This window comes from Billgrantia campisalis (genome assembly GCF_022341425.1).
Classification (GTDB): Bacteria; Pseudomonadota; Gammaproteobacteria; order Pseudomonadales; family Halomonadaceae; genus Halomonas; species Halomonas campisalis.
Window position 1 is genome coordinate 67,906 of sequence record NZ_JABFUC010000008.1, and the last position, 22,705, is coordinate 90,610.

A 22,705-nucleotide genomic window follows, 5' to 3' on the forward strand; every position below is an offset into this window, starting at 1 on the left:
GAGGAGACAGGGATGTCGATTCGTGACTGGCCCGAGGGCGAGCGCCCCCGGGAGAAGCTGCTGGCGCTGGGCGCCGAGGCGCTGTCCGACGCCGAGCTGTTGGCGATCTTCCTGCGCGTGGGGGTCCAGGGGCGCTCGGCGGTGGACCTGGCCCGGGACCTGCTCACGGCGTTCGGCGGGCTGCGCCCGCTGCTCGAGGCCGAGCGGGAGCGCTTCTGTGCCGAGCGCGGCCTGGGCACGGCCAAGTTCGTCCAGCTGCAGGCGACCCTGGAGCTCTCGCGGCGCCACCTGGCCAGCCAGCTGGCCCGCGGCAACGCCCTGACATCGCCGACGCTGGTGCGGGCCTATCTCGCCTCGCAGCTGCGCCATCTTGGGCACGAAGAGTTCGCCGCGCTGTTTCTCGACAGCCAGCACCGGGTGATCCGCTTCGAGTCGCTGTTCCGCGGCACCCTGGACAGCGCCTCGGTCTACCCGCGGGAGGTGGCCAAGCGCGCCCTCGAGATCGGGGCCGGGGCGATCATCTTCGCCCATAACCACCCCTCCGGCGTGGCCGAGCCCTCAGACGCCGACCGGCGCATCACCGAGCGCCTGCGCGAGGCCCTGGGGCTGTTCGAGATCCGCGTGCTGGACCACTTCGTGGTGGGCGATGGGGAGGTGGTGTCTTTCGCCGAACGGGGCTGGCTATGATTGGGTGATGAGGAACCGGCTGCGCTCGGCCATACTGCGTTGAACCTCGCTTCGCAATGCTCATTTTGCGGGCTAAACTCCGCGTGCTCAGCGAGGTTCGCCTTGTCTGGCCTTCGCTCGCGCGGTTCGCGCATTGGGTAGTTGATGTTGCCAGTTGCGTGGCGCTCTGGTATAAAGTGCAGCCTTTGAATTCCCTGGGGTTAACTTTCGCGGGATCTCCCGGTTTGCCCGACAGGTTTTGAACACTCAGGTACTGACACCTGGCCAAGCGGTTGGAGGCTCCAATGTCCAAAGTATGTCAGGTTACCGGCAAGCGCCCGGTGACTGGTAACAACGTTTCACACTCCCAGCGCAAGACTCGCCGGCGTTTCCTGCCGAATCTGCACAGCCACCGCTTCTGGGTGGAGTCAGAGGGTCGCTTCGTCAAGCTGCGCGTCTCCTCCAAGGGCATGCGCATCATCGACAAGAAGGGCATCGACGCGGTGCTCAGCGACCTGCGTAAGCGCGGCGAAGCCGTCTAAGCGAATCACTCCAGGGAGACAGCAGTCATGCGTGACAAGATCAAGTTGGTGTCCAGCGCCGGTACCGGCCACTTCTACACCACCGACAAGAACAAGCGGAACACTCCGGACAAGCTCGAGTTCAAGAAGTACGATCCGGTGGTCCGCCAGCATGTGATGTACAAGGAAGCCAAGATCAAGTAAGCCTTGATCGCTTCCACCGCAGGTCGTACCAGCCTGTCCACCTGAACCCGGCCCCGAGGTCGGGTTCAGGCGTATCTGAGCCCCGCTCGCCCACCCGTTGAGCGCCGCCATGCCCGAACTGCCCGAAGTCGAGACCACCCGCCGCGGTATCGCCCCCCACGTGGAGGGGCGCGAGATCGTCGAGGTGGTGGTGCGCCAGCCGCGGCTGCGCCTGCCGGTGCCCGACAACCTCGTGGATCGGCTGGTGGGCGCTCGCATCGGCCGCCTGGAGCGGCGGGCCAAGTACCTGCTGATGCCGGTGGCCGAGGGGAGCGTCGATTCGCTGGCGCTGATCTGGCATCTGGGCATGTCCGGTAGCCTGCGCATCGCCCGGCTGGGAGAGCTGCCCAGAAAGCACGACCATCTCGACCTGGTGCTCGATGACGGCGCCCTGCTGCGCTATCACGACCCGCGCCGCTTCGGCTTCGTCGACTGGCTGGCGGGGAGCCGGGAGCAGGACCCGCGCCTGGCGCGGTTGGGACCGGAGCCGCTCTCCGAGGCCTTCGATGGCAAGCGCCTCTATACGCTGTCACGCGGGCGTCGCCTCGGCGTGAAACCCTTCCTGATGGACAACGCCGTGGTGGTGGGGGTGGGCAACATCTATGCCGCCGAGGCGCTGTTTCTGGCCGGGATCGACCCGCGCCGTGCCGCCGGGCGCATCAGCCGCGCGCGCTACGACCGCCTGGCCGCGGCCGCCAAGGAGGTGCTGGCCGCCGCCATCCGCCAGGGGGGCACCACCCTGCGCGACTTCGTCGGCGGCACCGGCGAGCCCGGCTACTTCAAGCAGCGGCTCAACGTCTACGGCCGCGACGGGGAGCCCTGCCGCCGCTGTGGCGCCGAGCTGCGCCGGGTGATCCTGGGGCAGCGGGCCAGCGTCTTCTGCGCCAGCTGCCAGCACTGATGAGTCGCCACTTCCGTTGATTTACCGGGCCGATGCGCGCATCGCCCGCCCTAGCCGAGACGATCCTATGACGACGATGCCCGTGACCCAGCGCCTGCGCCTCAAGAAGAACGCCGACCGCCGCCTCAAGGCCGGCCACCTGTGGCTCTACTCCAACGAGGTCGATACCCAGGCCACGCCGCTCCAGGGCTTCGAGGCCGGGGGGCAGGCGGTGGTGGAGGCCGCCAACGGCAAGGCCATGGGGGTGGCCTACGTCAACCCGCACTCGCTGATCTGCGCCCGGGTGGTCTCCCGCGACCCCGGGATGCGCCTCGACCGCTCGCTGCTGGTGCACCGCTTCAACCAGGCCCTGGCGCTGCGCGAGCGCCTGTACGACAAGCCCTTCTACCGGCTGGTGCACGGCGAGGGCGACCTGCTGCCCGGCTTGGTCGTCGACCGCTTCGACGACGTGCTGGTGGTTCAGCTCAACACCCTGGGCATGGAGCGCCTCGGCGAGGAAGTGATCGCCGCCCTGGACAAGGTGCTCTCGCCGCGGGTTATCGTGTTCAAGAACGACACCGCCGGGCGCCGCCAGGAGCAGCTCGAGCCTCAGGTGGCGGTGGTCAAGGGCGAACTCACCGGCCCGGTGTTGCTGGAGGAGAACGGCGTGCGTTTCGAGGTACCGGTGCTCGATGGCCAGAAGACCGGCTGGTTCTACGACCATCGCGCCAATCGCGCCTGGCTCAACGGCCTGGTGGCGGGCAAGCGGGTGCTGGACGTCTTCAGCTACGTGGGGGGCTGGGGCGTCCAGGCCGCGGCCCACGGCGCCAGCGAGGTACTCTGCGTGGATGCCAGCGCCCAGGCCCTGGAGCGGGTGGCCGAGAACGCCGCCCTCAACGGCCTGCACGAGCAGGTGGCGGTGGGCGAGGGCGATGCCTTCGAGGCCCTGGCGGCCCTCAAGGCGGACGGCGAGCAGTTCGACGTGGTGATCCTCGACCCGCCGGCATTCATCCGCAAACGCAAGGACATCCCCAACGGCGAGCGTGCCTATGCCAGGCTCAACCGCGAGGCGATGCGCCTGCTGGGCCGGGATGGGCTGCTGCTCTCCGCCTCCTGCTCCATGCACCTGGCGCCGGAGCGGCTGGTGGAGGTAGTGCGTGGTGCCGTGCGTCATCAGGACCGGCACGGCCAGGTGATCTATCAGGGCCACCAGGCGGCGGATCATCCGGTGCACCCGGCGATCCCCGAGACCGCCTACCTGAAGGCGCTGGGCGTGCGTGTCTTCCGGGATTGACCCCTATGCCTCTCGAGTACCGGCGTGTCTTCGCCCACTCCAATGCGCTGCTGGTCAGCCATGTGCACAACGTGCTGACGGCGGCCGGTATCCCCGCCGAGCTGCGCAACATGACGCTCGGTGGCGGTGCCGGTGAGCTGCCGCTGGGCGAGTGCGAGCCCGAGGTGTGGGTGGCCCCCCACAATCGCGAGCGGGCCGAGGCGCTGATCCAGGATGCCCTGGAAGGGGCCAGCGAGCGCCCCGAGTGGACCTGCCCGGGCTGCGGCGAGCGTCTGGAGGGCGTCTTCGATGCCTGCTGGAACTGTGGCACGCAGCGGCGGTGAGACAGACGGGTGAGACGAGAGGTGAGACGCAAGAGGGCGCTGAGATGAGCTGGGACCTGTCCGACCCCTTCGTGATCGATATCGCCGTGGACGCCTCGGCCATCGACGAGTACGGCCATGCCAACAACGCCGAGTACCTGCGCTGGGTCGAGCGGGTCAGCTGGGCCCACTCCGAGTCCCTGGGGCTGGACCTGGCCCGCTATCGAGCGCTCGACCGGGCCATGGCCGTGCACCGCCATGAACTGGACTATCAGGCGCCGGCCTTCGAGGGCGACCGGCTGCGGCTGGCCACCTGGATCGTCGACTGCGACGGCCGCCTCACCCTCACCCGTCGCTTCCAGCTGGTGCGTCCCGCCGATGGCAGTACCCTGCTGCGGGCGCGGACCCGCTTCGCCTGCATCGAGCTCACCAGCGGTCGGCCACGGCGGCTGCCGGCAGAGTACCTGGCGATCTACGGTGAGGCCCTCGTGGCCGAGTAGTCGATCGAAAATATTGTTGTTTTCTTCCTGGCCACTGAAATGATCGTCGGCTGTTAGTCGGCTTTATATAAATTATTACTGTTTTGTTCCGTGTAACCTTCGTGGATGATCTGTTTGTGCTGTAATGACGGGGCAGTACAGCGTTTTCCCCTTGTTATCAGCCCTGACATCAGCGGAGGTGCCATGAAGATTGCCGTCCCCAAGGAAATCAAGAACCATGAGTATCGCGTCGCCCTGACCCCCACCGGTGCCCGGGAACTGGTCGCCCGTGGCCATGCCGTGGCCGTTCAGGCCGGCGCCGGCGAGGGAGCCGGTTTCGCCGACGGCGACTACCAGGCTGCCGGGGCGACGCTGAATGCCGACGTTGAGGCGCTGTGGCGAGATGCCGAGCTGATCCTCAAGGTCAAGGAACCCCAGCCCGAGGAAGTGGCGCGTCTCACCAGGGGGCAGACGCTGTTCACCTACCTGCACCTGGCCGCCGAGGAGACACTCACTCGCGGTCTGATGCAAAGCGGCGCCACCTGCATCGCCTACGAGACCATCACCGACCGCCAGGGCGGGTTGCCGCTGCTGGCGCCCATGAGCACCGTGGCCGGCCGCATGGCGGTGCAGGCCGGTGCCCACAGCCTGGAGAAGGCCCAGGGCGGCGCCGGCGTGCTGCTGCCCGGCGTGCCCGGTGTGGCACCGGCCAGGGTGGCGGTGATCGGCGGCGGCGTGGTGGGTGAGAATGCCGCGCGCATGGCGCTGGGCCTGGGCGCCGAGGTCACCGTGCTGGACAAGTCGATTCCACGCCTCGAGGTGCTCGACGACCGCTACCAGGGCCGCATGAAGACCGTCTTCTCTACCGCCGATGCCATCGACGAGGCGGTGCGTGAGAGCGACCTGATCGTCGGCGCCGTGCTGATTCCCGGGGCCGCCGCGCCCAAGCTGATCACCCGCGCCATGCTGGCCGAGATGAAGCCCGGCAGCGTGCTGGTGGACGTGGCCATCGACCAGGGCGGCTGCTTCGAGACCAGCAGGCCCACGACCCACGCCGAGCCGACCTACATCGTCGACGGCATCGTGCACTACTGCGTAGCCAACATGCCGGGCGCGGTGGCGCGTACCTCCACCCAGGCGCTGACCAACGCCACCATGCCCTTCGTCATCGCCCTGGCCGACAAGGGCTGGAAGCGGGCGCTGGCCGAGGATCCGCACTTCCTGGCCGGCCTCAATGTCCACGACGGCCAGGTGGCCTACGCCGCGGTGGCCGAGGCCTTCGATCTCTCATGCGCTGATCCGGCGTCGCTGATCGGTTAATCAGGTAAGACGGCTGAGGCTTCACACGCTGCAGTGAAGCGATATATACCCGGGAACGCTGACACGAATGAAGCCGCGCACGTCGCCCGACAGGGATGTCGGGCGAGGGGCACCCGTGAGGGATTATGTTGTGCCCCGACGTGAAGCGGCGAATGAGGTGTCAGGGTTTCGTTCCCGGGATCGCGAGCGCAGCTTGTGAAGCCATTCCTGACGCCGCCTCCGGACGAATCGTCACCGGAGCCTGGTCGCCTTGATCGGGGCCTCGCGTTACCATAGCGGGCATTTCCGACAGCAGAGTCCGCTTTCCATGAGTGCAGCTTCCGAGAAGACCCGCGTTCTCACCGGCATCACCACCACCGGTACCCCCCACCTGGGCAACTATGTCGGCGCCATCAAGCCCGCCATCGCCGCCAGCCAGGATCCGACGGTGCAGTCCTACTACTTCCTCGCCGACCTGCATGCGCTGATCAAGTGCCAGGACCCCAAGCGCGTCCAGGAGTCGCGCCTGGAGATCGCCGCCACCTGGCTGGCCCTGGGGCTGGATACCGACAACGCCATCTTCTATCGCCAGTCGGACATTCCCGAGATCCCCGAGCTTACCTGGATGCTCTCCTGCGTCTGTGCCAAGGGGCTGATGAACCGCGCCCACGCCTACAAGGCGGCGGTGGCGGAGAACGAAGCCGCCGGCAACCAGGACCCCGACAAGGGCATCACCATGGGGCTGTTCGGCTACCCGGTGCTGATGGCCGCCGACATCCTGATGTTCAATGCCCACAAGGTGCCCGTGGGACGCGACCAGATCCAGCATATCGAGATGGCCCGCGATATCGCCGGTCGCTTCAATCACCTCTACAAGGGGGCGTACTTTACCCAGCCCGAGGCGGTGGTCGATGACAAGGTGGCGACGCTCAACGGCCTCGACGGACGCAAGATGTCCAAGAGCTATAACAACACCATTCCGCTGTTCGTCTCCGAGAAGAAGCTGCAGAAGCTGGTGCGCAAGATCAAGACCAACTCCCTGGAGCCGGGCGAGCCCAAGGATCCCGACACCTGCACGCTGTTCCAGATCTATGCGGCCTTCGCTACCTCGGAACAGACCGCCGACCTGCGCCGTGAATACGCAGCCGGCATCGGCTGGGGCGAGGCCAAGAACCGGGTCTTCGACTACCTTAACGAGCACCTGCGCGAGCCGCGTGAGCGTTATCAGGGGCTGATGGAGGACCCGGGCCATATCGAGCGGGTGCTGCAGAAGGGCGCCGACCGTGCCCGGGCCGAGGCGGCGCCCTTCATGGATCGTCTGCGCGTGGCCGCGGGGCTGGGGCGCTTCGTCTAGCAGGGTATTCCTGTCTGATAGAAGGGGCCTGAGGGCCCCTTCGCCGCTCTGGTGTCTTCGCTATTGTCTATCCGAGTGATAGCGCATATCGATCTATTCTCTTTCGACCTGATGACCGTTCGCGAAATTCTTTTGCGTTCTGTGTTTAGGTAATTAGCATGCTTCGTATCATTGCGATCCGCCTTCCCTGGCGCTATCCGGAGAGACTCTAATGAATGGCCTCGCACTGTCTCCGCGTTTCCGGCTCTCCCTGTCTAGCATCGCCGTCGGCCTGTTGCTGCTGGGTGCCCTGGTGGTGGGCCTTGCCTATGGCCTGCGTAGCGGCTTGCTGATGGTGGTCGGGGGGCTGCTGGGCATGGTGCTCTATCATGCCGCCTTTGGCTTCACGGCGGCCTGGCGGGTATTTATCAGCGAGCGCCGTGGCCGCGGGCTGCGTGCCCAGATGGTGATGCTGGCCATCGCCGTGGTGCTGTTCTTCCCGGCGCTCTCGGCCGGCAGCCTGTTTGGCCTGAGCGTCTTCGGTTTCGTGGCCCCCATCGGCGTATCGGTGGTGGTGGGGGCCTTCATATTCGGCCTCGGCATGCAGCTGGGCGGTGGCTGTGCCTCGGGCACCCTGTTTACTGCCGGCGGCGGCAATGCCCGCATGCTGATCACCCTGCTGTTCTTCATCGTCGGCTCGCTGATCGGCAGCGCCCATTTCGCCTGGTGGCAGAGCCTGCCGGCCTTCCGGCCGACCTCGCTGGTCACCGAACTCGGTGCCGGAGGCGGGATTGCCGTGAGCCTGGCGCTGTTTGCGGCCATCGCCGCCCTCACGGTGGTGATGGAGCGCCGCCGCCATGGCCAGCTGGAGCAGGCGCCGAGGGTCGACGTCGGCAACCGGCGCTGGCTGACCGGCCCGTGGCCGCTGTTGGCCGGTGCGGTGGCGCTGGCGCTGCTCAATTTCGTCACCCTGGCCCTGGCCGGTCGGCCCTGGGGCATCACATCGGCCTTTGCCCTGTGGGGCGCCAAGGGCTTCGAGTTCTTGGGGGGGGACGTCTCGGCCTGGGGCTACTGGCAGTCGCCCGGCAACGCCGCGGCGCTGCAGGCCAGCGTATGGAGCGATATCACCACGGTGATGAACGTCGGCATCATGCTGGGAGCGCTGATGGCCGCCTCCCTGGCGGGGCGCTTCGCGCCCAACTTCCGCATTCCGGCGAAGTCGGTGCTGGCGGCGGTGATCGGGGGGGTGATGCTCGGCTATGGGGCGCGTCTGGCCTTTGGCTGCAATATCGGCGCCTACTTCAGCGGCATCGCCTCGGGTAGCCTGCACGGCTGGGTGTGGCTGGTGGCCGGCTTTGCCGGCAATATGGTTGGCGTGAAACTGCGGCCGCTGTTCTTCGAGGGCGAGGTGAGTCGTCAGCCGGTCGCCAAGGGCAGCTGAGGACCCTACTTGACTGCGACGCGCCCCGGCTCGTCCGGGGCGCTGTCGTTACGGGCGTGATAGAGTTGAGCGGTAAGGCGCCGTTAGAGCGCCTACGGCCCGGTTTCCAGTCACTGCATCGAGATCAGAGATGACCATCGAACCCAAACGCCCACTCTACATTCCCTATGCTGGCCCACCGCTGCTCGAGATGCCGCTGCTCAACAAGGGCAGCGCCTTCACCCAGGAAGAGCGGCTCGAGTTCAACCTCATCGGTTTACTGCCCCAGGCCGTGGAAACCATCGAGGAGCAGGTCGAGCGAGCCTACCTCCAGTACCGGCAGTGTCATAGCGATCTGGATCGGCACATTCACCTGCGCGCCATCCAGGACGACAACGAGACGCTCTATTACCGGCTGGTCTCGGAGCATCTCGAGGAGATGCTGCCGATCATCTATACCCCGACGGTAGGCAAGGCCTGCGAAGAGTTCTCCAATATCTATCGCAACCATCGCGGGCTGTTCATCTCGTACAATGACCGGGACCGGATGGACGACATCCTGCGCAGCGCCACCAAGGACAGGGTCAAGGTCATCGTGGTCACCGACGGCGAGCGTATCCTCGGCCTGGGCGACCAGGGCATCGGCGGCATGGGCATTCCCATCGGCAAGCTGGCGCTCTACACCGCCTGCGGTGGCATCAGCCCGGCCTATACGCTGCCGATCATGCTCGACGTGGGCACCAACAACCAGGCGCTGCTGGACGATCCCATGTACATGGGCTGGCGCCATCCGCGTATCTCCCAGGACGAATACGACGCCTTCATCGAGACCTTCATCGACGCGGTGAAGCGGCGCTGGCCCAACGTACTGCTGCAGTTCGAAGACTTCGCCCAGGCCAACGCCCTGCCGCTGCTGGAGCGCTACCGCGACGCGCTGTGCTGCTTCAACGACGATGTCCAGGGCACTGCCTCGGTCTGTGTGGGCACCCTGATGGCGGCTTGCCAGGCACGCAGTGAACGAATCGCCCAGCAGCGGGTGGTGTTCGTGGGGGCGGGCTCGGCCGGCTGCGGTATTGCCGAACAGGTCGTGGTGGCCATGCAGGCCGAAGGTCTCTCCGAGAAGGAAGCACGCAGTCGTATCTTCATGGTCGACCGGGAAGGCCTGGTGACCTCGGACCAGACGTGGCTGATGGACTTCCAGCGTCGCCTGGCCCACGACCCCGCCCTCACCGAGGGCTGGGACGGCCAGTCGCTGCTGGAGGTGGCTCGCCAGGTGAAGCCCACGGTGATGATCGGGGTCTGCGGGCAGAAGGGGATCTTCACCGAGGAGGTGGTGCGGGCCATGCACGCCGGCTGCGAGCGGCCGCTGATCATGCCGCTGTCCAACCCCACCTCGCGGGCCGAGGCGACCCCCTGGGACGTGCTCAACTGGACCGATGGCCAAGCGCTGGTGGCCACGGGCAGCCCCTTCCAGCCGGTGGTCTATGACGGCACGACCTATCCCATCGCCCAGTGCAACAACGCCTACATCTTCCCGGGCATCGGCCTGGGGGTGGTGGCCTGCGGGGCGAAGCGCGTCACCGATGCCATGCTGATGACCGCCTCCCGAGCGCTGGCCCGGGAGGCCCCGCTGGTCAAGGAGGGCAAGGGGGCGCTGCTGCCGCCGCTGGCGAAGATCCGTGAGCTCTCCAAGGCGATCGCCTTCGAGGTCGCCGCCCAGGCCCAGCAGGAGGGCGTGGCGCTGAAGACCGATGGCATCAAGCTGCGTGAGTCGATCGAGCGCAACTGCTGGACGCCGGAGTATAGGCGTTATCGCCGCCGCTCTTTCTGATAGTGCACTGATTCATTACTGCGCTCGATACTCTGGCCACCGGCGGTGCCGAAGCGTCGGACCGTCGCAATCCTCATTGAGCCGCCAGTCAACTCCGGTTGCTCTGCTCCGGCGGCGGCCAGCCTATCTTCGCTCGTGACATGAATCAGAAGCACTACGCCCACTTGAAAACAAAGGCCCCGACGGTGTCCCGGCGGGGCCTTTGATTTCCCGATACCTTTCTCAGGTGGGGCCTCTAGGCCGCCCCAATCATATTGCGCAGCACATAGTGGAGGATGCCGCCGTGGCGGTAATACGCCAGCTCGTTGGCGGTATCGATGCGGCAGAGCGCCTCGAATGTCTTCTCGCCCTTGTCGCTTTTGATGGTGACCTTCACCTTGCCGCCGGGGCTGAGCGCATCGAGCCCTTCGATGGAGACCCGCTCGTCGCCGGTCAGGTCCAGGGTCTTGCGGCTGTCGCCCTCGAGGAACTGCAGCGGCACCACGCCCATGCCGATCAGGTTGGAGCGGTGGATGCGCTCGTAGGACTCGGCGAGCACCGCGCGCACGCCGAGCAGCCGGGTGCCCTTGGCGGCCCAGTCGCGGGAGGAGCCGGTGCCGTACTCCTTGCCGGCGATCACCACCAGCGGGGTGCCTTCTTGCTGGTAGCGCATGGCGGCGTCATAGATCGCCATCTGTTCGCCGGAGGGCACGTGGCGGGTTTCGCCGCCGACCACGCCGTCGAGCATCTCGTTTCTGATGCGCACGTTGGCGAAGGTGCCGCGCATCATGATCTCGTGGTTGCCGCGCCGCGAGCCGTAGGAATTGAAGTCCACCGGCTTGACCCCGCGCTCCTGCAGGTAGCGCCCGGCGGGGCTGTCGGGCTTGATCGCGCCGGCCGGCGAGATATGGTCGGTGGTCACCGAGTCGCCCAGCAGGGCCAGGATATGGGCCTCTTTGACGTCCGTGATGGCGTCGGGTTCGCGGCCCATGCCCTCGAAGAAGGGCGGATGCTGGATGTAGGTGGAGTCCTCCGACCACTGATAGACCTTGCTGTCGGGCACGTCGATGGCCTTCCAGACCTCGTCGCCGTCGAATACCTCGGCGTATTGCTTGCGGAACATCGCGGTCTTGACCGTCTCCACGGCCTCGGCGATCTCCGCCTGGGTGGGCCAGATATCCTGCAGATAGACCGGCTTGCCGTGGCGATCCACGCCTAGCGACTCCCGGGTCAGGTCGCGCTGCACGTTGCCGGCCAGGGCATAGGCGACGACCAGTGGCGGCGAGGCCAGCCAGTTGGTCTTGACCAGCGGGTGTACGCGGCCCTCGAAGTTGCGGTTGCCCGAGAGCACCGAGGCCACCGCCAGGTCACCATCCTCGATGGCCTGCTCGATGGGCGCGGCCAGGGGGCCGGAGTTGCCGATGCAGGTGGTGCAGCCATAGCCCACCAGGTGGAAGCCCAGGGCGTCGAGGTCCTCCTGGACGCCGCTGGCGTTCAGGTAGTCGGTCACCACCTTGGAGCCGGGTGCCAGCGAGGTCTTCACCCACGGCTTGGTGGCCAGCCCCTTCTCGCGGGCCTTTTTGGCCAGCAGGCCGGCGGCCATCATCACGCTGGGGTTGGAGGTGTTGGTGCAGGAGGTGATGGCGGCGATCACCACCGCGCCGGGGTCGAGGCGGAAGGCCTCGCCGTCGAGGTCCACTTCCTGGCTGTCATGATGCTCGTAGCTCTCCTCGACGCCGACGGCGGTCTGCCCGCCCTCGGAGAACAGCCGCCCCTTCTCCTCGGAGGAGGTGACCGGCTTGCCGTCATCGTCCATCACCTTCTGGAAGGCGGCCTTCATGTCCTTGAGGGCGACCCGGTCCTGGGGCCGCTTGGGGCCGGCCAGGCTGGCCTCGACCTCGTTCATGTCCAGCGCCAGGGTGTCGCTGAAGATCGGCTCGGCGCCGGGCTCGCGCCACAGTCCCTGAGCCTTGCAGTAGGCTTCCACCAGCGCCACCTGATCCTCGTCGCGACCGGTGAGACGCATATAGGTGAGAGTCTCGTCATCCACCGGGAAGAAGCCGCAGGTGGCGCCGTACTCTGGCGCCATATTGGCGATGGTGGCGCGGTCGGCCAGGGGCAGGTCCTGGAGGCCGTCGCCGTAGAACTCGACGAACTTGCCCACCACGCCCTTATTGCGCAACATCTCGGTGACCGTGAGCACCAGATCGGTGGCGGTGATGCCCTCGCGCAGCTTTCCGGTGAGCTTGAAGCCGACCACCTCGGGAATCAGCATCGAGACCGGCTGGCCGAGCATGGCGGCCTCGGCCTCGATGCCGCCGACGCCCCAGCCGAGCACGCCCAGCCCGTTGATCATGGTGGTGTGGGAGTCGGTGCCCACCAGGGTGTCGGGATAGGCGAGGGTCTGGCCGTCCTGCTCCTTGGTCCAGACCGTCCGGCCCAGGTACTCCAGGTTGACCTGGTGGCAGATGCCGGTGCCCGGCGGCACCACCCGGAAGTTGTCGAAGGCCTGCTGGCCCCAGCGCAGGAATTCGTAGCGCTCGCGGTTGCGCTCCATCTCGATGGCCACGTTGTCCTTGAAGGCCGCGGGGTTGCCGAACTTGTCGACCATCACCGAGTGGTCGATGACCAGGTCCACCGGGGTGAGCGGGTTGATGCGTGAGGGATCCTCGCCGAGGGATTCCACCGCCGCGCGCATGGAGGCCAGGTCCACCACGCCGGGCACCCCGGTGAAGTCCTGCATCAGCACCCGTGCCGGGCGGTAGCCGATCTCGCGGTCGGAGCGGGCATCCTGCTGCCAGTCGACCAGGGCCTGCATGTCCTTGCGGGAGACGTTTTCCTCTTCGGCGAAGCGCAGCTGGTTTTCGAGCAGGATCTTCAGCGTCATCGGGAGCCGATCGATGTCGCCCAGCGTCTTCGCGGCCTCAGCCAGACTATAGTAGTGATAGGTGGCGCCACCGGCCTGAAGCGTCTGCAGGGTATCCGATAGGGATGCGTTGCTCATGCGGTTCTCCTTCTCGCGTACGCGGGGGAGTGAACGAACCTTCCTGGTACCATAGGTATCACATGGTCATGATAGGTGCCGCTTTCAAGCGCCGCCCGTCGTTTCGGTGCCGTCTCTCCGTGAAGGCGGCCCCGATGCTCCATCCCTCGGCGATAACTCGGAGCCCGCCATGCATGAGGAGCGTCTCGATGCCCGCCAGGTACACTGTCCCTACTGCGACACGCCCTTCGAACTGATGGTCGACACTTCCCAGGGCAGCCAGGAGACCTGGGAAGACTGCCCGCACTGCTGCGCGCCCATCCAGCTGCGGATCGCGGTCTCGCTCGTCGACGGTGAACTGGAGGGTGTGACCCTGGGACGTGACGATGAGGTGCTGTAGCCCCCGCCACGGCTGCTACAATGCCCGGATTGTGTTTCATCTCCATTGCGACGAGGTTTCTTCATGAGCGACGCGCGTCACGAGCGCCTGATCATTCTCGGTTCCGGTCCGGCCGGCTACACCGCAGCCGTCTATGCGGCCCGCGCCAATCTCAAGCCGCTGCTGATCACCGGCATCCAGGCGGGTGGCCAACTGACCACCACCACCGACGTGGACAACTGGCCTGGCGATGACGCCGGTGTCCAGGGCCCCGAGCTGATGGAGCGCATGAAGCGTCATGCCGAGCGTTTCGATACCGAGGTGCTGTTCGATCATATCCACGAGGTGGAGCTGCGTGCCCGGCCCTTTACCCTCAAGGGCGACAATGGCACCTACACCTGTGATGCGCTGATCATCGCCACCGGCGCCAGCGCCCGCTATCTGGGCCTTCCGTCGGAGCAGAAGTTCATGGGCCAGGGGGTCTCGGCCTGCGCCACCTGCGACGGCTTCTTCTACCGCAACCAGGAGGTGGTGGTGGTGGGGGGCGGCAACACCGCCGTGGAGGAGGCGCTCTATCTCTCCAATATCGCCTCCAAGGTCACCCTGGTGCATCGCCGCGACAGCCTGCGCGCCGAGAAGATCCTCCAGGACAAGCTGTTCGAGAAGGCCGCGAACGGCAACGTGGTGCTGGAGTGGAACCACACCCTGGACGAGGTGCTGGGCGACAACAGCGGCGTCACCGGGGTGCGGATCAAGTCCACCGAGACCGGCGAGACGAAGGAGATCACCGCACCCGGGCTCTTTATCGCCATCGGCCACAGCCCCAATACCGGCATCTTCGAGGGCCAGCTGGACATGGCCGGCGGCTATATCAGGGTCAAGTCCGGCCTCGACGGCAACGCCACCGCCACCAGCGTGCCCGGCGTCTTCGCCGCGGGCGATGTCATGGACCATGTCTACCGCCAGGCGGTGACCTCCGCCGGCACCGGCTGCATGGCGGCACTTGACGCCGAGCGCTACCTGGATGAGCTGTAAAACAGGGGCAAGGTACGAGGGGCGAGGGACAAGGAAGCTGTTGACGCTCGTTCCTCGCCCCTCGCCCCTCGCCCCTCGCCCCTAATAGTGCGGCGGCACCTCGTCCCCGGGGCGGGGTGCCGTGGCCTCCACCTCCTGCAGCGCCTGATGCTGTTCACGTAGCTTGTGCTGCATCAGCTCGTTGATCCGCTCCAACTGGGCGAGTCGGCGCTCCTGCGTCGCCACCGCTTCGTCCAGCGTATCCAGCCAGTGCTCCTGGTAGGCGACGCGACTCTCCAGGGCGTCCAGGCGCCTCGCCAGTTCGTCAGGCGATCGTTGATTGCTCATGATAAGATTCCCCCGTGTAGGGTGTTGCCGTTCATCGCGTCACCCGGTGGTGTGTGCGCTGCCCGCTCGGGACAGCCGCATGCCAGCGTCATTACCTTCTATCGTCATTACAAGAGAGTATTTCAAGTCCATGAATCAAAAGGTCTTTTTTCGCTGCGGCCTGATCAGCCTGCTGTTCGCCGTGCCGGCTCCGCTGCTGATTGCGCTGTTTGTTTATCTTGCCGGTGGTGATCTGTCACGCCAGCTGTTCGCCAGCCTCGACGTCGGCGGGGTCGCCGTGAGCTATGTGGCGGCGGCGGCGGCGGTCTTCGTGCTGCTGATGTTGGCTACGCTGGCCGTCAATGCCCTGACACCGCAGCTGGTCAACCTGGCGGAGGTCGAGAACGACGATCGCGAGATCGGCGAGGTCAAGTGGTTCAACGTCAACAAGGGCTATGGCTTCATCAAGCGCGATAGCGGCGAAGACGTCTTCGTGCACTTTCGCGCCATTCGCGGCCGTGGACACCGCACCCTGGCCGAGGGTCAGAAGGTGCGCTATCACGTGATCGAAAATGAAAGAGGGCTGCAGGCCGACGACGTCACCGTGATTACGTGAACCGAAGCGCCAGGCATCGCTTGCCGGCATTAGCAAGCTAGCTGGTTTGTCTTCTAGACCATCGCCCCGCCTGTTTTGGAAACAGGCGGGGCGATGTCGTTTGGGTCACTGTCCGGAGTCGGGCCAGTCGATGGCGCCTTCGCTGCCGTCGGGCAGCACCTGCCAGAAGCGGTCAGGGTCGTCGCCGGGCTGCCAGCCGCCCAGCGAGCAGCGCACCTCGCAGCCCAGCCGGGCGGCGGCTTCCCGGGCGCAGTCGGCATCGCGGGGCCAGGGGGTGTGGGCGCTGTCGAACCACAGGCTGGCGTAGCCGTCGGCGGCCTTCTCCACCAGCAGGACCGGGACGGGCCGGCCCAGGTGGACGCCGCGGGTCTGCCATTTCCGGCGGCCGGCGGCGCGCAGCGGAGGAGCGTCGAGAGTCTCGCCCAGCCAGGCGTTCAGGGCCTCCAGCGGGGCCTGGGCCAGGTAGATCTCGATATCCGGGTAGCGCGTCTCGCTGTCGTGCTGGGTTGGCATGGTGGCTCTCTCAGGGCTGGGCGGTGCCATTGATGAACAGCTTGGCGAGGATCGCTTCGAAGATCCGGCTCAGATCGTCGAGGTCGGCGGCGCGCACCCGCTCGTTGACCTGGTGGATGGTGGCGTTGCGCGGGCCCAGCTCGACCACCTGGCTGCCCAGGGTGGCGATGAAACGGCCATCCGAGGTGCCGCCGCTGGTGGAGAGCTGCGGCTTACGCCCCAGCACCGCCTCGACCCCGTGGAGGGCGGCATCGACCAGCTCGCCCTCGGCGGTGAGGAAGGGTTCGCCGTTGAGCGTCCAGTCGAGCTGGTACTCGAGGCCGTGGGCGTCGAGGATCGCCGCGGTACGCGCCCTGAGCTGCTCGTGGGTCACCTCGGTGGAGAAGCGGAAGTTGAACACCACCTCCACGTCGCCGGGGATCACGTTGGTGGCCCCGGTGCCGGCGCGGATATTGGAGATCTGGAAGCTGGTGGCGGGGAAGAAGGTGTTGCCCGCGTCCCAGTGCTCACCCACCAGCGCATCCAGGGCCGGCATGGCCTGATGAATGGGATTACGCGCCAGGTGCGGGTAGGCCACGTGGCCCTGCTTGCCCTTGATGTGCAGCACGCCGCCCAGCGAGCCGCGCCGGCCGTTCTTGATCACGTCGCCCAGCACCTCGGTGGAGGAGGGCTCGCCGACGACACAGTAATCCAGCCGCTCGTGGGCCTCGCGCAGGTGCTCGACCACGGCGCGGGTGCCGTCCACGGCGGGGCCCTCCTCGTCGGAGGTGATCAGAAAGGCGATCCGGCCGTGGTGGTCCGGATGGGCGGTGACGAAGCGCTCCACCGCGGTGATCATGGCCGCCAGGCTGCCCTTCATATCGGCGGCGCCGCGGCCGCGCAGCATGCCCTCTTCGTCGATCACCGGTTCGAAGGGGGGCGTGTCCCAGTGCACGTGGGGGCCGCTGGGCACCACGTCGGTGTGGCCGGCGAAGGCCAGCACCGGGCCGTGGTGGCCGTGGGTCGCCCAGAAGTTCTCCACGTCGCCGAACGGCAGGCGCTCGACATGAAAGCCGAGGCGCTCGAGGCGCTCGATCATCAGCGCCTGACAGCCGAGGTCGTCGGGGGTCACCGAGGGCCGGCGAATCAGCTCGCAGGCGAGTTCGAGGGTGGGAGAGAGGTCGGTGGCGTCTTGGGACATGCGGGCTTCCGGCAGTTGCCGGGCGGCGCCAGGGGCGCCGCCGCGGGCAGGAGGGTGAGGGTCACTGGTTGGCATGCAGCGCTTCGTTGAGCGCCACGGCGCTCTTGTTGGTCAGGCACTCGATGCGGCCGGTGAGTGAGTTGCGGCGCAGCAGCAGGTCGTGCTGACCGGCCAGCTCGCGGGCCGCCACGGTCTTGACCTCCTGGCCCTGGTCGTCGAGCAGGGCGACCTTGGCGCCAGCGGTGAGATAGAGTCCGGACTCCACGGTGCAGCGGTCGCCCAGGGGGATGCCGATGCCGGCGTTGGCGCCGATCAAGCAGCCTTCGCCGACCTTGATGACGATATTGCCGCCACCGGAGAGGGTGCCCATGGTGGAGCAGCCGCCGCCGAGGTCGGAGCCCTTGCCCACCATCACCCCCGCGGAGATGCGGCCCTCGATCATGCCGGGCCCTTCGGTGCCGGCGTTGAAGTTGACGAAGCCTTCGTGCATCACCGTGGTGCCCTCGCCCAGGTAGGCGCCCAGGCGTACCCGGGCGGTGTCGCCGATGCGCACGCCGCCGGGTACCACGTAGTCGGTCATCTTGGGGAACTTGTCGACGCAGTCCACCGAGATCGAGCGGCCCTCCAGGCGCGCCTTGAGGCGCCGGGTCGGTAGCTCCTCGATGTCGATGGGGCCTTCGCTGGTCCAGGCCACATTGCGCAGCAGCCCGAACATGCCGGTCAGGTCCAGGTCGTGGGGCTTGACCAGGCGGTGGGAGAGCAGGTGCAGCTTGAGGTAGACCTCCGGTGCCGTCTGGGGCGGCAGGTCGCTTGTCAGGAACATGGCCACCAGCGGGCGCTGGCTGGCGGCGAAGGCTTCCGCCAGCTCGGCCTGGTCGGGATGGCCGGCCTCGCGCAGGGCGGCGGCCAGCTCGGCGCAGTGCTCGGGCAGAAAGCTTACCGCGGCGTTGCCCTCCGGGGCATCCAGCACCTTGGCGGCGGCCTCGACCAGGCTGTCATCGGGATTGAGCAGCGGCGCCGGGTAGTAGATCTCCAGCCAGTCGCCCTGGGTGTTCTGGGTGCCGATTCCGAGTGCAAAGCTCAGCATGGGATATCCTCTTGATAGGGTGGGGGCGAGCCGCGGCTCAGCCCTGGAGTTTGTCGTAGTCGCCGTCACGATAGCCGACGAGAATCTCGCCCTCGTTGGTCTCCAGCAGCGGGCGCTTGAGCAGGGTCGGATTGGCGAGTATCAGTCGGCGAGCCTTGTTGGCGTCGACATCCTGCTTGTCCTCTTCGGGGAGTTCGCGCCAGGTGGTGCTGCGCGTGTTGAGCACCTTCATCAGCGGCACACGGTGCAGGATATGCTCGAGCAGCGCCGCGGAGAGGCCGTCCTCGCGAAGGTCGTGCACCTTGTAGGGGATGCCCTTGTGGTCCAGGACCTTGCGCGCCTTGCGGCAGGTGTCGCAGCTCTTGATCGCGTACAGCGTCAGCATGGTGCGCTCCTTTCGATGAAACGGCGAATGCGGCGTGCCGCTTCCTCGGTGGCCGCCTTGTCGGCGACCAGCGCCAGGCGCACCCGGCCGGCGCCGGGGTTGCGGCCGTCGCCTCCTGGGCGACCCATATAGCTGCCCGGCAGCACGCTGACATGCTCCTCGGCGTAGAGCGCCCGGGTGAAGGCCTCGTCGTCACCGCCGGGTACCGCCGGCCACAGGTAGAAGCTTGCCCGGGGGGTGGGGAAGTCCATGACCGGTGCGAGGATCTCGGTCACGGCGGCGAACGTCTCGCGGTAGGCGTCGCGGTTGGCGTGCACGTGGACTTCGTCGTTCCAGGCGGCGATCGAGGCGTGCTGCACCGGCAGTGCCATGGCGCAGCCGTGATAGGTGCGATAGCGCTTGAAGGCGGCGATCAGCGCGGCGTCGCCGGCGACGAACCCCGAGCGCAGTCCCGGCAGGTTGGAGCGTTTGGAGAGCGAGTGGAACACCAGGCAGCGCCGGTAGTCGTGGCGGCCGAGGGTGGCGCAGGCCTCCAGCAGCCCGGGGGGCGGGACGTCCTCGTCCAGGTAGAGCTCCGAGTAGCACTCGTCCGAGGCGATCAGGAAGTCGTGCTCGTCGGCCAGCTCGATCAGCGTCCTGAACTCGGCCAGCGGCGTGACCGCGCCGGTGGGGTTGCCCGGCGAGCAGAGAAAGACGATCTGCACGTCGCGCCAGACCTCTGCCGGCACGCTGGCCAGATCGGGCCGAAAGTCGTTCTCGACGGTGCAGTCCAGATAGTGGGGCGTTCCACCGGCCAGCAGGGTGGCCCCCTCGTAGATCTGGTAGAAGGGGTTGGGCACCGCCACCTTCGCCGGGCGGCTGCGGTCCAGCGCTGCCTGCACGAAGGCGAAGATCGCCTCCCGGGTGCCGTTCACCGGCAGCACCTGGCGCTCGGGGTCGAGGCCGGCGAGCCCGAAGCGGCGCCTGGCCCAGCCGGCGATCGCCTCGCGCAGCTCGGGCGTGCCGGCGGTGGCCGGGTAGCGGGCGAACGCCTGTCGATGAGCGACCAGGGCGTCGAGCGCGGCAGGGTAAGGGGCGTGCTGCGGTTCGCCGATGGTCAGCGGCACGTGGGCCAGCCCTTCGGGAGGGGTCACGCCGGCCTTGAGCGCGGCGAGCTTCTCGAAGGGGTAGGGCTTGAGGGCATCGAGATCCGGGTTCATGGGTGTCCAGGTGCGCCGCGGGGCGGCGTCGTTGTCATGGGTGCGGGCAGACCGGTGATTATAGGGAAGCCTCCGGCCGGCCTCAAACCCACCTAGCCGGCGACGCTGAGCACCTCGATCAGCCGCTCGCGCAGGCGCTGTTGGCGCGCCTTGTCGGTGAGCGGGGCGCCGGCCTTGTCGGTGATGAAGAAGACGTCTTCGACCCGCTCGCCCAGGGTGGCGATCTTGGCCGCCGACAGCGCGATGTCCTGCTCCATGAAGATGCGGCCCACCCGGGCCAGCAGGCCGGGGCGGTCGGGGGCGGTGAGCTCCAGCACGGTTCGCTCGTTGGCGGGGTCCTGCTCGATCAGCACCTCGGTGGGGACCTGGAAGTGGCGCAGCTGGCGCGGTGTGTGGCGGGTGACGATCTGCGGGTAGTCGTCGGGGTCGTCGAGCTCCTCCACCAGGTGGCGGCGGATCTCCTCGATGCGCTCGCCGTCGCGAATCGACTGTCCCTGGGCGTCCAGCACGATAAAGGTGTTCAGCGTCCAGTCGTTGCTCGAGGTGGCGATGCGCGCGTCGTGGATCGACAGTCCCAGTTGTTCCATGGCGGCGGCGGTGGCGGCGAAGAGATCGTCCACCGAGCGGGTGTGGATGAACACCTTGGTACCGCCGTCGCTCATGTCGTCGGCGGGGGCGCTGACCAGGATCAGCGGAAGGTCAAAGCCGCCATGGGCGAGGATGCCCAGGGTCTGCCAGACGATCTCGCTGGGGGCGTACTGCAGGAAGTAGTCTTCGCCGAGGGACTCCCACAGGCGGTCGACCCTGGTCAGGTCGGCGCCCACCGCGGCCAGCAGCGAGCGCGCCTCGGTGCGGGTCTCGCGCACCCAGTCGTCGCGGTCCGGCGGGTTCTCCAGGCCGCGGCGCAGGGCGCGCTTGGTCTCGGCGTGGAGCTGGCGCAGCAGCGAGGCGCGCCAGCCGTTCCACAGGGTGGGGTTGGTGGCGTTGATGTCGGCCACCGTGAGCACGTAGAGATAGTCGAGCCGGGTCTCGTCACGCACGGTGCGCGCGAAGTCGCGGATCACGTCCGGGTCGGTGATGTCGCGCTTCTGGGCCACCATCGACATCAGCAGGTGGTTCTCGACCAGCCAGCTGACCAGGCGGGTGTCGCGTAGCGTCAGGCCGTGGCGCTCTGCGAAGCGCTCCACGTCCCGGGCGCCGAGGATCGAGTGGTCGCCGCCGCGGCCCTTGCCGATGTCATGGTAGAGCCCGGCGATCCACAGCAGCTCCAGCTTGGGCAGCTGGTGGATCAGGGCTGCCGCCACCGGGAACTCGTCACGGGCCTCGGGTTCGCGGAAGCGCTGGATGAATTTCAGCAGGCGCAGAGTATGGGCGTCCACGGTGTAGATGTGGAAGAGGTCGTGCTGCATCAGGCCCACTGCCTGGCCGAACTCAGGCAGGTACTTGCCGAGCACGCCGTAGCGGTTCATGCGCCGCAGCTGGCGGGCGACGTTGCCACCGGAGCGAAGCAGGGCCATGAACAGGTGCTGGTGGCGGGCGTCGTCGCGGTAGAGATCATCCATCAGGTGGCGATGGTCGCGAATCAGGCGAATGGTGTCGGCGCGCACCCCCTCGATCTCGGGGTGCTCGGCCATCAGCAGGAAGAGCTCGAGCAGCGCCGAGGGGTGATCGCGAAACACCGAGCGCGCGCGGGCCTGGATATAGCCGCCCTTGATCTCGAAGCGCTCATTCAGCGCCACCGTTTCGAGTGCCTCGCCGGCGCGCAGGATGCCCTCGTCGAAGTGCTGCAGCAGCATGTCGTTGAGGCCCGCCAGGGCCGTGACATGCCGGTAGTAGCGCTTCATGAACTGCTCGACGGCCAGCCGCTCCGGGGTGTCGTGAAAGCCGAACAGTTCGGCGATGGTGCGCTGGTGGTCGAACAGCAGGCGATCCTCGGCGCGGCCGGTGAGCATGTGCAGGGCGTAGCGCACCTGCCACAGGAAGGCCTGGCCCTGGCTGAGGATGCGCAGCTCGGCGTCGTTCATGAAACCGGCCGCGACGATGTCCTCGTAGCGCTGGGTGCCGAAGTGGCGCTTGGCGACCCAGCCGATCATCTGGATGTCGCGCAGCCCGCCCGGCGAACTCTTGAGGTTGGGCTCGAGGTGGTACTCGGAGTTGTTGAAGCGGTGGTGGCGGGCGATCTGCTCCTGCCACTTGGCCTCGAAGAAGCGGTCGGCGGGCCACAGCCGCTCGGGGGCGATGCGCGCCTTCATGGCGTCGCGCAGCCGCTCGGGGCCGGCCAGGGTGCGCGACTCCTGCAGATTGGTGATCACCGTGATATCGGCTTCGGCCTCCCGCGTGCAGTCGGCCAGCGAGCGCACGCTGTGGCCGATATCCAGGCCGATGTCCCACAGGAAGGTGATGAACTCGGTCAGCGGTTCGCGGTAGGGCGCATCGTCATCGTCTTCCAGCAGCAGCAGCAGGTCGACGTCGGAGTGGGGGTGCAGCTCGCCGCGCCCGTAGCCGCCCACCGCAAGCAGCGCCACCCCGTCGTCGGGCCAGGCGTGACGCGCCCAGGCGATGGCCAGCAGCTGGTCGAGGCACCAGGCGCGGCCGTGGACCAGGTCGCGAATATCGGCGCCGGCGCGGAAGCGCTCGTCGAGATTCGCCTGGATCTCGGCCAGCGCCGCCTTGAAGGGCGCGATGGGCGAGCGGCTGCCGGCCAGTTCGGTGCGAAAGGTCTCGGCGTCGAACAGCGTCGGGTCGGGCGCGAAGCGATAGTGGTGAAGCAGCATG

22 protein-coding genes are annotated in these 22,705 nt (G+C 67.1%); 14 read left to right on the forward strand and 8 right to left on the reverse strand.

From position 1 onward, the window contains the following. Positions 1-12: 12 nt before the first annotated feature. From radC to HOP52_RS11190, 11 genes are all read left to right on the forward strand, one after another. Positions 13-687 carry a RadC family protein gene (radC, locus tag HOP52_RS11140; RefSeq protein WP_238977459.1) on the forward strand — a complete coding sequence of 225 codons (675 nt, stop codon included), beginning with the start codon at positions 13-15 and terminating at the stop codon, positions 685-687. A 284-nt stretch (positions 688-971) separates the two neighbouring features. Then, positions 972-1,208 carry a 50S ribosomal protein L28 gene (gene rpmB / locus HOP52_RS11145; protein ID WP_238977460.1) on the forward strand — a complete coding sequence of 79 codons (237 nt, stop codon included), beginning with the start codon at positions 972-974 and terminating at the stop codon, positions 1,206-1,208. 27 nt (positions 1,209-1,235) lie between these two features. Beyond that, the gene (gene rpmG, locus HOP52_RS11150) at positions 1,236-1,391 is read left to right on the forward strand and encodes a 50S ribosomal protein L33 (protein ID WP_238977461.1); all 156 of its coding nucleotides are present in this window, start codon (positions 1,236-1,238) and stop codon (positions 1,389-1,391) included. A 109-nt stretch (positions 1,392-1,500) separates the two neighbouring features. Next, entirely contained in the window at positions 1,501-2,331 is an 831-nt protein-coding gene (gene mutM, locus HOP52_RS11155) for a bifunctional DNA-formamidopyrimidine glycosylase/DNA-(apurinic or apyrimidinic site) lyase (protein ID WP_238977462.1), read from the forward strand. Positions 2,332-2,413: 82 nt separating this feature from the next. After that, positions 2,414-3,604: a class I SAM-dependent rRNA methyltransferase gene (locus HOP52_RS11160; RefSeq protein WP_238977590.1), complete on the forward strand. Its 1,191-nt coding sequence runs from the start codon at positions 2,414-2,416 to the stop codon at positions 3,602-3,604. 5 nt (positions 3,605-3,609) lie between these two features. Beyond that, positions 3,610-3,927: a putative signal transducing protein gene (locus tag HOP52_RS11165; RefSeq protein WP_238977463.1), complete on the forward strand. Its 318-nt coding sequence runs from the start codon at positions 3,610-3,612 to the stop codon at positions 3,925-3,927. A 44-nt stretch (positions 3,928-3,971) separates the two neighbouring features. Further along, positions 3,972-4,406 (forward strand): acyl-CoA thioesterase, encoded by a 435-nt coding sequence (locus HOP52_RS11170; protein ID WP_238977464.1) that lies wholly within the window; start codon positions 3,972-3,974, stop codon positions 4,404-4,406. 183 nt (positions 4,407-4,589) lie between these two features. After that, positions 4,590-5,705, forward strand: coding sequence for an alanine dehydrogenase (gene ald / locus HOP52_RS11175; RefSeq protein ID WP_238977465.1), 1,116 nt, complete (start codon positions 4,590-4,592; stop codon positions 5,703-5,705). Between the two features lie 307 nt (positions 5,706-6,012). Beyond that, positions 6,013-7,038 carry a tryptophan--tRNA ligase gene (gene trpS / locus HOP52_RS11180; RefSeq protein WP_238977466.1) on the forward strand — a complete coding sequence of 342 codons (1,026 nt, stop codon included), beginning with the start codon at positions 6,013-6,015 and terminating at the stop codon, positions 7,036-7,038. A gap of 211 nt (positions 7,039-7,249) precedes the next feature. Further along, entirely contained in the window at positions 7,250-8,458 is a 1,209-nt protein-coding gene (locus HOP52_RS11185; protein ID WP_238977467.1) for a YeeE/YedE family protein, read from the forward strand. Between the two features lie 130 nt (positions 8,459-8,588). Beyond that, a complete protein-coding gene (locus HOP52_RS11190) occupies positions 8,589-10,268 on the forward strand; it encodes an NAD-dependent malic enzyme (protein ID WP_275298168.1) in 1,680 nt (559 codons plus the stop codon). Between the two features lie 235 nt (positions 10,269-10,503). On the opposite strand, the gene acnA is transcribed toward HOP52_RS11190, so the two are convergent. Further along, entirely contained in the window at positions 10,504-13,251 is a 2,748-nt protein-coding gene (gene acnA, locus HOP52_RS11195) for an aconitate hydratase AcnA (protein WP_238977468.1), read from the reverse strand. A 169-nt stretch (positions 13,252-13,420) separates the two neighbouring features. On the opposite strand from acnA, the gene HOP52_RS11200 reads away from it, so the two are divergent. Both HOP52_RS11200 and trxB read left to right on the forward strand, forming a co-directional pair. Then, positions 13,421-13,630, forward strand: a complete 210-nt coding sequence (locus tag HOP52_RS11200) for a zinc ribbon domain-containing protein (protein ID WP_238977469.1) — start codon at positions 13,421-13,423, stop codon at positions 13,628-13,630. A gap of 63 nt (positions 13,631-13,693) precedes the next feature. After that, positions 13,694-14,644, forward strand: coding sequence for a thioredoxin-disulfide reductase (trxB, locus tag HOP52_RS11205; RefSeq protein ID WP_238977470.1), 951 nt, complete (start codon positions 13,694-13,696; stop codon positions 14,642-14,644). A gap of 81 nt (positions 14,645-14,725) precedes the next feature. On the opposite strand, the gene HOP52_RS11210 is transcribed toward trxB, so the two are convergent. Next, a complete protein-coding gene (locus HOP52_RS11210) occupies positions 14,726-14,971 on the reverse strand; it encodes a SlyX family protein (RefSeq protein WP_238977471.1) in 246 nt (81 codons plus the stop codon). 130 nt (positions 14,972-15,101) lie between these two features. Between HOP52_RS11210 and HOP52_RS19620 the strand changes: the two genes are divergently transcribed. Further along, positions 15,102-15,566, forward strand: a complete 465-nt coding sequence (locus HOP52_RS19620) for a cold-shock protein (RefSeq protein ID WP_275298170.1) — start codon at positions 15,102-15,104, stop codon at positions 15,564-15,566. A gap of 105 nt (positions 15,567-15,671) precedes the next feature. On the opposite strand, the gene HOP52_RS11220 is transcribed toward HOP52_RS19620, so the two are convergent. The 6 genes from HOP52_RS11220 to HOP52_RS11245 all read right to left on the reverse strand — a co-directional run bounded on the left by HOP52_RS11220 (position 15,672) and on the right by HOP52_RS11245 (position 22,704). Continuing rightward, entirely contained in the window at positions 15,672-16,079 is a 408-nt protein-coding gene (locus tag HOP52_RS11220; RefSeq protein WP_238977472.1) for a hypothetical protein, read from the reverse strand. Positions 16,080-16,089: 10 nt separating this feature from the next. Further along, positions 16,090-17,259, reverse strand: coding sequence for a succinyl-diaminopimelate desuccinylase (dapE, locus tag HOP52_RS11225; RefSeq protein ID WP_238977473.1), 1,170 nt, complete (start codon positions 17,257-17,259; stop codon positions 16,090-16,092). 61 nt (positions 17,260-17,320) lie between these two features. Beyond that, on the reverse strand, positions 17,321-18,346 hold the full coding sequence (dapD, locus tag HOP52_RS11230) for a 2,3,4,5-tetrahydropyridine-2,6-dicarboxylate N-succinyltransferase (protein WP_238977474.1): 1,026 nt from the start codon (positions 18,344-18,346) through the stop codon (positions 17,321-17,323). Positions 18,347-18,383: 37 nt separating this feature from the next. Then, positions 18,384-18,731 (reverse strand): Spx/MgsR family RNA polymerase-binding regulatory protein, encoded by a 348-nt coding sequence (locus tag HOP52_RS11235; protein ID WP_238977475.1) that lies wholly within the window; start codon positions 18,729-18,731, stop codon positions 18,384-18,386. Then, a complete protein-coding gene (gene dapC, locus HOP52_RS11240) occupies positions 18,725-19,930 on the reverse strand; it encodes a succinyldiaminopimelate transaminase (RefSeq protein WP_238977476.1) in 1,206 nt (401 codons plus the stop codon). The genes HOP52_RS11235 and dapC overlap by 7 nt, the downstream gene beginning before the upstream one ends. A 92-nt stretch (positions 19,931-20,022) precedes the next feature. After that, a complete protein-coding gene (locus tag HOP52_RS11245) occupies positions 20,023-22,704 on the reverse strand; it encodes a [protein-PII] uridylyltransferase (RefSeq protein WP_238977477.1) in 2,682 nt (893 codons plus the stop codon). Position 22,705: the final 1 nt, after the last annotated feature.